The sequence below is a fragment of the Dactylosporangium sp. NPDC005555 genome (assembly GCF_040605635.1).
Taxonomy (GTDB): Bacteria; Actinomycetota; Actinomycetes; order Mycobacteriales; family Micromonosporaceae; genus Dactylosporangium.
Genome location: NZ_JBEXDG010000014.1, coordinates 113,512 through 124,960, shown reverse-complemented (window position 1 = coordinate 124,960; position 11,449 = coordinate 113,512). Strand labels below are relative to the sequence as shown.

The 11,449-nt window shown below is 72.5% G+C and carries 10 protein-coding genes; 5 read left to right on the top strand and 5 right to left on the bottom strand.

What is annotated here, in order from left to right; genetic code table 11:
• Positions 1-170 precede the first annotated feature (170 nt).
• Positions 171-770 carry a sulfite oxidase-like oxidoreductase gene (locus ABZS58_RS18475; protein ID WP_354782884.1) on the top strand — a complete coding sequence of 200 codons (600 nt, stop codon included), beginning with the start codon at positions 171-173 and terminating at the stop codon, positions 768-770.
• Between the two features lie 66 nt (positions 771-836).
• Positions 837-1,535 carry a ferredoxin reductase gene (locus tag ABZS58_RS18470; RefSeq protein WP_354783002.1) on the top strand — a complete coding sequence of 233 codons (699 nt, stop codon included), beginning with the start codon at positions 837-839 and terminating at the stop codon, positions 1,533-1,535.
• 1 nt (position 1,536) lies between these two features.
• Here the strand turns inward: ABZS58_RS18470 and glnA are convergent, their stop codons facing one another.
• The gene (gene glnA / locus ABZS58_RS18465; RefSeq protein ID WP_354782882.1) at positions 1,537-2,889 is read right to left on the bottom strand and encodes a type I glutamate--ammonia ligase; all 1,353 of its coding nucleotides are present in this window, start codon (positions 2,887-2,889) and stop codon (positions 1,537-1,539) included.
• A 159-nt stretch (positions 2,890-3,048) separates the two neighbouring features.
• Here glnA and ABZS58_RS18460 point away from each other — a divergent pair, with 159 nt between their 5' ends.
• Together ABZS58_RS18460 and panB are read left to right on the top strand one after the other, a co-directional pair.
• Complete coding sequence (locus ABZS58_RS18460) at positions 3,049-4,773, top strand: NAD+ synthase (protein ID WP_354782880.1); 1,725 nt, start codon at positions 3,049-3,051, stop codon at positions 4,771-4,773.
• 390 nt (positions 4,774-5,163) lie between these two features.
• The gene (gene panB, locus ABZS58_RS18455; protein WP_354782878.1) at positions 5,164-5,994 is read left to right on the top strand and encodes a 3-methyl-2-oxobutanoate hydroxymethyltransferase; all 831 of its coding nucleotides are present in this window, start codon (positions 5,164-5,166) and stop codon (positions 5,992-5,994) included.
• 60 nt (positions 5,995-6,054) lie between these two features.
• Here panB and ABZS58_RS18450 read toward each other — a convergent pair whose 3' ends face one another.
• From ABZS58_RS18450 to ABZS58_RS18435, 4 genes are all read right to left on the bottom strand, one after another.
• A complete protein-coding gene (locus ABZS58_RS18450; RefSeq protein ID WP_354782876.1) occupies positions 6,055-7,245 on the bottom strand; it encodes a cytochrome P450 in 1,191 nt (396 codons plus the stop codon).
• Entirely contained in the window at positions 7,242-7,934 is a 693-nt protein-coding gene (gene npdG, locus ABZS58_RS18445) for an NADPH-dependent F420 reductase (RefSeq protein WP_354782874.1), read from the bottom strand. Before npdG ends, ABZS58_RS18450 begins: the two co-directional genes overlap by 4 nt.
• On the bottom strand, positions 7,931-9,343 hold the full coding sequence (locus ABZS58_RS18440; protein ID WP_354782872.1) for an RNB domain-containing ribonuclease: 1,413 nt from the start codon (positions 9,341-9,343) through the stop codon (positions 7,931-7,933). The genes npdG and ABZS58_RS18440 overlap by 4 nt, the downstream gene beginning before the upstream one ends.
• Positions 9,344-9,425: 82 nt before the next feature.
• Positions 9,426-9,716 carry a hypothetical protein gene (locus tag ABZS58_RS18435; RefSeq protein WP_354782870.1) on the bottom strand — a complete coding sequence of 97 codons (291 nt, stop codon included), beginning with the start codon at positions 9,714-9,716 and terminating at the stop codon, positions 9,426-9,428.
• On the opposite strand from ABZS58_RS18435, the gene ABZS58_RS18430 reads away from it, so the two are divergent.
• A partial coding sequence (locus ABZS58_RS18430; protein ID WP_354782868.1) for a hypothetical protein occupies positions 9,709-11,449 on the top strand: 1,741 nt, incomplete at its 3' end. The two genes, ABZS58_RS18435 and ABZS58_RS18430, sit on opposite strands and share 8 nt — an antisense overlap.

Below are 11,449 nucleotides of genomic sequence, written 5' to 3'. Positions count from 1 at the left end.
AGCTGACGGCATGAGTGAGCGAAGCGAGCGAATCATGTCGCAGGGTGGACTTGGCGCTCATGTCGTCGGTGAGCGAAGCGAGCTGACGGCATGAGTGAGCGAAGCGAGCGAATCATGTCGCAGGGTGGACTTGGCGCTCATGTCGTCGGTGAGCGAAGCGAGCTGACGGCATGAGTTTCGTTACCACGGGGTTCGGTGGGCGGCGGCGTGCGCAGGAGCCGGATCTGCCGCCCGGGCAGTATCTGGCGCACGACTTCCCCGTGCTGTCCGCCGGGCCCACGCCGAGGCTGAGCACGGACCGGTGGGAGTTCGTCATCACCACCGAGACGGGTGGGACGACGCAGTGGACGTGGGCGGAGTTCACCGAGCTGCCGTATGAGGACGTCACCGTCGACATCCACTGCGTCACCAAGTGGTCGAAGCTGCGGACCGGCTGGCGGGGCGTGCCGGTGGACACGCTCATGCAGGACGTCGAGTCGGCGGCGGACTTCGTGATGGCACACTCCTACGACGGGTACACCACCAACCTCCCCCTCGAAGACCTCCTCGACGGTCAGGCGTGGGTGGCGTATCGCTACGACGACGAGCCGCTCACCCCCGAGCACGGCGGGCCCGCCCGGCTGCTCGTGCCGCACCTGTATCTGTGGAAGTCCGCGAAATGGGTGCACGGGCTGCGGCTGATGCTGCAGGACGAGCCGGGCTTCTGGGAGGAAGCGGGCTATCACGACTACGGAGACCCATGGCGCGAGCAGCGGTATCAGGGCGACTGAACGGCCCCGGAGCGGAGCGGAGGAGCCGTGCGGCATGAGCCCAGCCCTGAGGCCGGTCGTCCTGCGCTGCGCTCCGGCCGCCTGACCTGGCGCAAGGCGGTGCTGTCGGCCGCTCACTTCGAGACGCCGACGGCGCGGACGCTGGTCTTCGACGTGGACGACTGGCCAGGACACCTACCTGGGCAGCACGTGGACGTGCGGCTGACGGCGGAGGACGGCTACACCGCGCAGCGGAGCTATTCGATCGCGTCCGCCAGCGGTCTGGAGATCACCGTGCAGCGGCTCGACGACGGAGAAGTAAGTCCGTTCTTAACGGATATCTACGACATCGGACAGCCGGTGGAGCTGCGCGGGCCGGTCGGCGGCTGGTTCGTGTGGCGGCACGCCGACCCCGCCCCCGTCCAGCTGATCGCGGGCGGCTCGGGGATCGTCCCGCTGATGGCGATGATCCGCTCCCGCGCCGAGCACGGCGTGCGGACCCCGTTCCGGCTGCTGTACTCCGTGCGCACCCCGCAGGACGTCATCTACGCCGAGGAGCTGCGCCGGCGGGCCCGCGACGACCGGGGGCTCGACGTGCAGTACGTCCACACCCGGGTCCGGGGCTCACGGGTCGGCGTCGCCGACGTCAACACGCACGCGTGGCCCGCCGAGTTCAAGCCCGCCGTGTTCGTGTGCGGGCCGACCGGCTTCGTGGAGACCGTCGCGGACATCCTGGTGGCGCTCGGCCATGACGCCAGAGGCATCAGGACCGAGCGCTACGGCTGAGCTACATGATCCCGAGGTAGCGCTCGCGCTCGAAGGGGGTGACGACCCGGCGGTACTCTTCCCACTCGGTGCGCTTGTTCTTCAGGAAGAAGTCGAAGACGTGCTCGCCGAGGATCTCCGCGACCAGCTCGGAGCCGGCCATCGCGTCGACCGCCTGCGACAGGTTCTCCGGCAGCGACTCGTAGCCGGCGGCGCGGCGCTCACCGTCGGTGAGGGCCCACACGTCGTCCTCGGCGCCGGGGGGCAGCTCGTAGCCCTTCTCGATGCCGCGCAGACCGGCGCCGAGCATCACCGCGTAGGCGAGATACGGGTTGGTGGCCGAGTCCAGCGACCGGACCTCGACCCGCGCCGAGTTCGGCTTGCCGTAGGCCGGCACCCGCACCAGCGCGGACCGGTTGGTGTGCCCCCAGCAGACATACGCCGGGGACTCGGTGATCCGGTTCGGCACCGACTGCGGGAAGAGCCGCTTGTAGGAGTTCACCCACTGGTTGGTGATCGCCGTGTACTCCCGCGCGTGGACGAGGAGCCCGGCGATGAACGCCTGGCCGACCTTCGACAGCTTCATCGGGTCGCTCGCGTCGTGGAAGGCGTTGCGCTCCCCCTCGAACAGCGACAGGTGCGTGTGCATGCCGCTGCCCGGCTGGTCGGTGAAAGGCTTCGGCATGAAGGTGGCGTGCACCCCGTGGGAGAGCGCGACTTCCTTGATGACGTGCCGGAAGGTCATGATGTTGTCGGCGGTGGTCAGCGCGTCCGCGTAGCGCAGGTCGATCTCCTGCTGACCGGGCGCGACCTCGTGGTGGCTGAACTCGACCGAGATGCCGATCCGCTCCAGGGCGAGGACCGCCTGGCGGCGGAAGTCGCGGGCGACGGCGTGCGTGGTGTGGTCGAAGTAGCCGCCGGTGTCGACCGGCGTCGGCAGCGAGCCGTGCTCACCGAGCGACTCGAGCAGGAAGAACTCGATCTCCGGGTGGGTGTAGAAGGTGAAACCCTTCTCCGCCGCCCGCGACAGCGCCCGGCGCAGCACGTGGCGCGGGTCCGCCCACGACGGCGAGCCGTCGGGCAGGGTGATGTCGCAGAACATGCGGGCGCTCTCCCCCGACATGCCACCCTCGAACGGGAACACCTGGAACGTCGTCGGGTCCGGCATCGCGACCATGTCCGACTCATAGACCCGGGCGAAACCCTCGATCGCGGAGCCGTCGAAGCCGATGCCCTCCTCGAACGCCGACTCGAGCTCGGCCGGCGCGACCGAGACGCTCTTCAGCGTGCCCAGGACGTCGGTGAACCACAGCCGCACGAAACGGATGTCGCGCTCTTCGAGCGTCCGGAGCACGAACTCCTGCTGACGGTCCACAGTGGTTCCCCCACGAGCTGCGATGACGACGGTACGAGCCGAACCGGGCAAGTCTCGCCCGGAGGTGTTACGCACAAGTTACCGGACCTGCCCATCCCACCCGGCACTGGAGTGAACGTCACAGGGGCACCACCGGCGCGTCTGGTCCACACTTGGGGGATGCCACGGTTGCGCCTCGCGCTCGCCCAGATCGACCCGACCGTCGGGGACCTCCCCGGCAACTCGTCCCTGGTGCATGGCTGGACCAGCAAGGCCGCCGGGGCCGGCGCCCACGTCGTGGCGTTCCCGGAGATGATGCTGACCGGCTACCCGGTCGAGGACCTGGTGTTCCGCAGGTCGTTCGTGGCCGCCTCCAAGCGCGCCGTCACCGACCTCGCCGGTCAGCTCGCCGCCGACGGCCTCGGCGAGACCGTCGTCATCGTCGGCTATCTCGACGCCGACGAGGTGGGCCCGCGCAACGCCCTCGCCGTGCTGCACCGCGGCACCCGGGTCGCCACGTACTTCAAGCACCACCTGCCCAACTACGGCGTCTTCGACGAGGACCGCTACTTCGAGCCGGGCGACACCCTCACCGTCGTCCGGGTCGGCGGCGTCGACATCGCGCTCACCATCTGCGAGGACCTGTGGCAGGAGGGCGGCCCGTTCGCCGTCGCCGCCCTCGCGCGGGTCGGGCTGGTGGTGAACATCAACGGCTCGCCGTACGAGCTGAACAAGGACGACACGCGGCTCGCCCTCGTCGCCCGCCGCGCCGCGGAGGCGCGCGCGACCATCGCCTACGTCAACACCGTCGGCGCCCAGGACGAGCTCGTCTTCGACGGCGACTCGATGGTCGTGCGGGCGGACGGCTCGCTGATCGCCCGCGCGCAGCAGTTCGCGGAGCAGCTCATGGTCCTCGACCTGGACCTGCCGGACGCCGTGCCTGCGCCGCCGGCCGTCGACGACGCCGAGATGCGGGTCGCCCACGTGCACGTCTCCGACAGCGTCACCGAGAGCGACCAGCCGGCGCCGCCCCCGGAGATCGCCGCCCGGGTCACCGACGAGGCCGAGATCTGGCAGGCGCTCGTCCTCGGCCTGCGCGACTACGTGCGCAAGAACGGCTTCCGCGGCGTCGCCGTCGCCCTGTCCGGCGGCATCGACTCCGCGGTCGTCACCGCCATCGCCTGCGACGCCCTCGGCCCGGCCAACGTCACCGCCGTGTCGCTGCCGAGCGGGCACTCCTCGCAGCACTCCAAGGACGACGCCGAGGACATGGCCCGCCGCACCGGCCTGGACTACCGGGTCGAGCCGATCCAGCCGATGGTCGACAGCTTCCTGGCCAACATGGCCCTGTCCGGCCTCGCCGTGGAGAACCTGCAGGCCCGCGTCCGCGGCGTCATCATGATGGCCATCTCCAACCAGGAGGGCCCGCTCGTGCTCACCACCGGCAACAAGAGCGAGCTCGCCGTCGGCTATTCCACGTTGTACGGCGACTCCGTCGGCGCCTTCAACCCCCTCAAGGACGTGCCGAAGACCCTCGTGTGGAAGCTCGCCCGCTGGCGCAACGAGGAGGCGGAGCGCCGCGGCGACGTGCCGCCGATCCCGGAGCGGTCGATCACGAAGCCGCCGAGCGCCGAGCTGCGCCCCGGTCAGCTCGACGCCGACTCCCTGCCCGACTACGAGGTCCTCGACGCGATCCTCGCCGGCTACGTCGACGGCGACCTCGGCCGCGACGACCTGGTCGCCGCCGGCCACGACCCGGCCGTCGTGGACCGCACGCTGCGCATGGTCGACCTCGCCGAGTACAAGCGCCGCCAGAGCGCCCCGGGCACGAAGATCTCCATCAAGGCCTTCGGCCGCGACCGCCGCCTGCCCATCACCAACCGCTTCCGCGAAACCGGCTCCTAGCCGCCGGGCGGGCAGGCTGGCTGGTCTCCGTGATCCGGAAGACTTCTGGTCGTCTGAGCGACGAAATCTCTTCCGGATCACGGGAAAAGCGGCGGGCGGCGCCCAGCCACCGAGGATGCCACGCGCATGCGTGTGAGGCTGCCGCGCCAAGCAGGCAGTGCGTCGCGGAGCGGCGCATTGGGGGTCCGGGGTGAGAATCCCCGGCGGGACCCGCGCGCAGCGTGGGGCAGCGAGCTATCGCCGAAGGCGACCGGCGGGAAACAGTGACGGGCGGGTAACAGTGACATTTCGCATGCACCCTGCCCAGGGGCGGGGTGCGGTGCGACCATCGGGGTGAACAAGCCCGGGGACCCCACTGCGGGGCCTCGAGGAACCTGAAGGAGGACATCGATGTCCGAAGTCCAGTCGCTGTACGGCGGTGCGGTCAACCGCCGGGTGCGCACCAGGGACCTGCTCGCCGCCAAGGAGCGGGGCGAGCGCTGGCCGATGCTGACGTCGTACGACCAGTACACGGCGGCCATCTTCGACGAGGCCGGCATCCCGGTCCTGCTGGTCGGTGACTCCGCCGCCAACAACGTGTACGGCTACGCCTCCACCGTGTCGATCTCCGAGGAGGAGCTGCTGCCCCTGGTGCGGGCCGTGGTCCGCTCCACCCGCAGGGCGCTCGTCGTCGGTGACCTGCCGTTCGGCTCGTACGAGGAAGGGCCGGCCCAGGCGCTGCGCACCGGCGTACGGTTCATGAAGGAGGGCGGCTGCCACGCCGTCAAGTTGGAGGGCGGCGTGCGGGTCGCGCCGCAGATCGCCGCGCTGACCGGCGCCGGGATCCCTGTCATGGCGCACATCGGCTTCACGCCGCAGAGCGAGCACGCGATCGGCGGCTACCGGGTGCAGGGCCGCGGTGACGCCGCCGACGAGGTGGTCGCCGACGCGCACGCGGTCGCGGAGGCCGGCGCGTTCGCGGTGGTCCTGGAGATGGTGCCGGGTGAGGTCGCCAAGCGGGTCACGCACGAGCTGCGGATCCCGACGGTCGGCATCGGGGCCGGCGGGGAGACCGACGCGCAGGTGCTCGTCTGGCAGGACATGGCCGGGATGCGCACCGGGAGGATGCCACGCTTCGTGAAGCAGTACGCGGACCTGGCCGGCGCCCTCGGCGACGCCACCCGCGCGTTCGCCGACGAGGTCCGCTCCGGCGCGTTCCCGGCGGCCGAGCACACGTTCTGAGCACAGCGGCACCAGCCGGCGCGGGCGCTGTGACGTCTGCGCCGGCTGGGTCGCGGCGGCTCAGACCGAGACGTCGAGCCTTTCCAGGCCTCGGATGACGAAACCGGGCTTCCACTCCGGCTCGCGCTCCAGCCGGAGCGCGGGCGCCTTGGTGAGCAGCGCGCCGAACGACGCGGCCAGCTCGATCCGTGCCAGCGGCGCGCCCAGGCAGTAGTGGATTCCCGCGCCGAAGGAGATGTGCGGGTTGTCGCGGCGCTCCACGTCGAGGCGTTCCGGGTCGGTGAACACCGCCGGGTCGTGGTTGGCGGAGCCGAACAGCAGCGCCACCTCCTGCCCTCTGCGGATGGTCCGGCCGTGCACCTCGATGTCCTCCAGGACCCACCGTTCGAACATCTGCAACGGCGTGTCGTAGCGCATCAGTTCTTCGATCGCCGCCGGTACCAGCGCGACATCGGCCTGAAGTTTGCGCAGCTGTTCCGGATTGCGGAACAGGGCCCACCATCCGTTGCCCGTCACGTTGACGGTCGCCTCGTGCCCGGCGTTGAGCAGCAGCACGCAGGTGCCGATGAGCTCGTCCTCGCTGAGGCCTTCCACGGCGGCGAGGGCGCTGACCAGGTCGTCCTGAGGGTCGGCGGCGCGACGCCGGGCGAGCCCGCGCAGGTAGTCGGAGAACTCCTCGGCGGCCCGGACCGCCGCGGCCGCCGTCTCCCGGGGCGGGTTCAGCTCGTACATCCCGCAGATCGCCGCCGACCAGGGCCGCAGCAGGTGCCGGTCCGGGTCGGGGATGCCGAGCAGCTCGGCGATGACGGTGACGGGCAGCGGCTCGGCGACCTCCGCGATCAGGTCGCCGCCGCCCTTGGCGACGAACGCGTCGACGAGCCCGTCGGCGAGGCGCTGCACCACGGGGCGCAGCGCCTCGACCCGCCGCGGCGTGAACGCCTGCGACACGAGCCGCCGCAGCCGGGTGTGGTCGGGCGGCTCCCGGTCGAGCATGCCGTTGTTGTTGAGCGTCCAGAACGGGTCGTCCTCCGCCGGCGGGGCGGTGCGGCCCATCTCCTCGTGCGTGGCGACGTGCAGGTAGGTGCGGCCGAGCCGGCGGTCCCGCAGCAGCGCGTTGACGTCCTCGTGCCGGGACACGAGGAACTGGCCGCTCGGCTCGAACCAGCTGACCGGCTCCTGTTCCCGCAGCCGCCGGTACGCGTCGTAGGGGTGCGCGACGAACGCCGGCGACCACGGGTCGAACGCGCTCACAGGTCCGTCACCCGTACCCCGGCGTGCACCTTGTACCGCTTGTTGATCGCGATCAGGTTGGCGGTGAGCGCCTCGATCTGGCCGGCGTTGCGCAGCCGCCCCGCGAACACGCCCCGCATCCCGTCGACCTTCCCGGCGATGGCCTGCACCTGCAGGGCCGCGTCGCGGTCGTCGCCGAGGACGAGCACGTCCAGGTCGATCGTCGTGACCTCCGGGTCGGTCAGCAGCGCCGCACTGACGTGGTGGAACGCGGCGCACACCCGCGCATCCGGCAGCAGCGTCGCGGCCTGCTCGGCGGCGCTGCCCTCCGGCACCGGCAGCGCGAACGGCCCCTGCTTGTCGAACCCGAGCGGGTTGACGCAGTCGACGACGATTTTGCCGCCGAGCAGCAGCGGCGCCAGCTCGGCCACGGTCGCGGCGTGCCCTTCCCACGGGACGGCGATGACGACCACGTCGGCCTGGCAGGCGAACGCGTTGTCGCCGCCCACGGCGGTCGCGGTCACGCCGGGCAGCGCGTTGAGCTCCTCAGCCGCCTGCTCACCGCGCTCCGTCGAGCGGGACCCCACCATCACCTGGATGCCCGCCCGGGCGAACCGGTACGCGAGCCCGCGGCCCTGCGGACCGGTGCCGCCGATGATGCCGACCCGCAACGCCGAAACGTCGGGCAACTCGATGTCGTCATAGCTCATGCGTCAAGTCTTACCTGGGTGAACAGCACCTTGCGGCGGGCGGGGTCGGCCGTTGTGAGCCGCACGCGGATCCTTCCCCCGAGCGGTAGCCCCTCACCTTCGCACCGCGCCCGCACCGGCGGCTCGTCGAGCGCGATGTCCGCCCGGTGCTTCTCCACGTCCAGTACCGCCGCGTCGAACACCTCACCGATGCGGTGCTGCAACAGGACGGCCTCCGCCAGGTCCACCGCACCCCGCTCCGCGGCGTTGGCGACCCGGTCGGTGCGGCTCATCACCTCCGGCAGCCGCGGCAGCGCCTCCCGCGCCCACCGCGGCACCTCGGCGCCCGCGTGCAGGGCCAGGCACACCTCGGTGACGTACCGGTCGGCGAGGCGCCGCAGCGGGGCCGTCACGTGCGCGTACGGGGCGGCGACGGCACCGTGCAGCGGCTGCTCCGGGACCTCGCCGTCGAACGGGGTGTAGCCGGCGCCGCGCATCATCTCCGCGGCCTGGTCGACGAGCGCCGCCGCCCGCGGGTCCATCGGGTCGAGCGCGGCGATGACCTCGCCGGGCCCGGCGCCGTCGGGCCACAGCAGCCGCAGCGCCTTCGCGGCGAGCCGCAGTTTGCGCACCGCCTCCTCGGCCGGCGGCGGCATTGTCCGCAGCAGCCCGACCCCGCCCTTGAGCATGATCTGCGCGGCGGCCATCCCCGTCAGCAGCGAGATCTGCGCGTTGAACTCCTCGACCGGCACCGGCCCGCGGACGGTGAGCCGCCAGCCGTCGCCCTCCGGCTCCAGCTCCTGCTCCGGCATCGGCAGGTTGACCGCACCCCGGTCCAGCCCGCGCTTCGTGAGCAGCTGCCCGATCTCCGGCAGCAGCCGGACCGACGGGTGCGCGGCGCCCGCGCCGACGTCCTGCTGGACCTGCTCGTAGCTGAGTTTCGCCCGGCTGCGCACGGTCGCCCTGCGCACGTCGACGCCGGTCGTCGCGCCGTCGGCGTCCAGGTCGATCGTCCACAGGACGGCGGGCCGGTCCTGGTCCGGCAGCAGGCTGGCGGCGCCCTCGCTGAGCACCGCCGGGTGCAACGGAACCTTGCCGTCGGGCAGGTACACCGTCTGCCCCCGCTGCCAGCTCTCCGCCTCGATCGCGGGCGCACCCGTCGTGAACGCGGCGACGTCGGCGATCGCGTAATACACCCGGTAGCCGCTGTCGCTGCCCTGCAGGAGCAGCGCCTGGTCGAGGTCCTTGGACGTCGGCGGGTCGATCGTCACGAACTCGAGGTCCGTGCGGTCCTCACGGTCGTCGTGCCGGTCCTGGGCGGCGGCCGCGGCCTCGCGGTCGGCCGCTTCGGGGAAGCCGGTGGGCAGGTCGAGCTCTCGGCGCAGCCCGGAGAAGTCGATGCGGGCGGCTCGGATACGTCGTAAGGCCACGGCACAGTCTTACCATCGCTCCCCGCGAACGCGGCAGCGCCACGGTCCGTGGGGACCGTGGCGCCGCCGTCTTCCTTGCTCGTTACGGCCTGGCCAGGCTCGCCCAGTCCTCCGGCGTCATGCTCGACGCCTCTTCCACATTGTTGCCGTTCTCGCGACCGGGGATGGCCTCGGTGGCCGCCCCGCCCGTGGGCACGGCCGCCGCGTTCTCGACGGTTCCGCCGGTGCCGGCATCGAGCCCACCCTCGGACACGACCGCCGCCGGCGTCACCGGCTCGGCCGCAACGGGCGCCGGCACGCCGGAGGCCGCCGCGGGTGCCTCGGGGGCCGCCTTCCTCGCCGCCGCCTTCTTGGCCGGCGCGGCCTTGCTCACGGTGGCCTTGGCGGCCGCCTTCACCGGCGCCGCCGCCGCGTCCGATGCCGTGGTGGCCGGACCGGCCGCCGCGGTCGCGCCGGCGGTTTCGGTCGCCGTGGCCGGCGCCGGTGCCGTGGCGGCGGTGGCCTTGGCGGCCTTCTTGCTCGGCGCCGCCTTGCTCGCGGTGGCCTTGCTCGCGGTGGCCTTGCTCGCGGTGGCCTTGGTGGCCGTCGACTTGGCCGCCGTGGACTTCGCCGCCGCCTTGGCGGGCGTTGCCGTTGCCGCCGTGGCTGCCGTTGCGGGTGCCGTCCTGGCGGCGGCCTTCGCCGGAGCCTTCGTCGCCGTTGCCTTGGCCGCCGTCTTGGCGGGGGCGGCCTTGGTCGCCGTGGCCGGCTTCGCCGCGGGCGTGGCCTTCGCCGTGGTCGCCTTCGCGGCCGTCGACCTGGCCGCGGCCTTCGCCGGAGCCGCCTTCGCAGTGGCCGACTTCGCCGCGGGGGCCGCCTTCGCCGTGGTGGCCTTCGCCGGAGCCGCCTTCGCGGTGGCCGCCTTCGCCGCCGGGGCCGCCTTCGCCGTGGCCGCCTTCGCCGTGGCCGCCTTGGCCGCCGTCGACTTGGCCGCAGGTGCCGCCTTCGTCCCGGCCGCCTTGGCGGTGGTGGCCTTGGCGCCGGTCGCCTTGGCCGCCTTCGCCGCGGGCGCCGCCTTCGCCGTGGTGGCCTTGGCGGTGGCCTTCGCGCCGGTCGCCTTGGCCGTGGCCGCCTTCGCCGCGGGCGCCGCCTTCGCCCCGGCCGCCTTCGCCGTGGCCTTCGCGCCGGTCACCTTGGCCGCGGCTGCCTTCGCCGCCGGGGCTGCCTTCGCCGTCGTGGCCTTTGCAGCGGTCGACTTGGCCGCGGCCTTCGCCGGAGCCGCCTTCGCGCCGGTCGCCTTCGCCGCCGGGGCCTTGGCGGCCTTGGCGGTGGTGGCCTTGGCGGTCTTCGCGGGGGCCGCCTTCGCCGCCGAGGCAGCCGTCGCCTTCGCGGCAGACTTGGCAGGAGCCGACTTGGCCGCCGCAGCGGACTTCGCCGGGGCAGCCTTCGCGGTCTTCGCCGCGGTGGCCTTCGTTGCCGCCTTGGCCGGTGCCGCTTTCGCCGTCGTGGCCTTCGCCGTCGCCGACTTCGCCGCAGTCGACTTGGCAGCCGTGGACTTGGCAGCCGTGGACTTCGCCGCCGGAGTTGCCTTTGCCGCGGTCGCCTTGGTCGCCGCAGCCTTGGTCGCCGCGGACCTGGCCGGGGCCGCCTTCGCCGCCGACTTCGCAGCCGTGGCCTTGGCCGTGGTGGCCTTGGCGGCGGTCGACTTCGCGGCCGCCGTCGACCTGGTCGCCGCAGCCTTCGCGGGAGCAGCCTTGGCCGTCGTCGCCTTAGCCGTGGTCGCCTTGGTCGCCGGGGTCGCCTTCGCCGCCGACTTCGCGGGAGCGGCCTTGGCCGCCTTCGCGGGTGCGGCAGCCGACTTGGTGGCCGCCTTGGCAGGTGTGGCAGCCGACTTGGTGGCCGCCTTCGCCGGGGTCGCCTTCACGGTCACGGTCTTCGCGGGAGTCGCCTTGGCCGCTGCCGTCCTGGCCGACTTCGCGGGCGTCGCCTTCGCCGCCGGAGCCGCCGCCGTGGCCTTCGCCGTGGCCTTCGCCGCGGGCGTCGCCTTCGCCGTGGTGACCTTCCCCGCCGTCGACTTCGCCGCCGGGGTCGCCTTCGCCGTAGCCGACTTCGCGGCGGGCGTCGCCT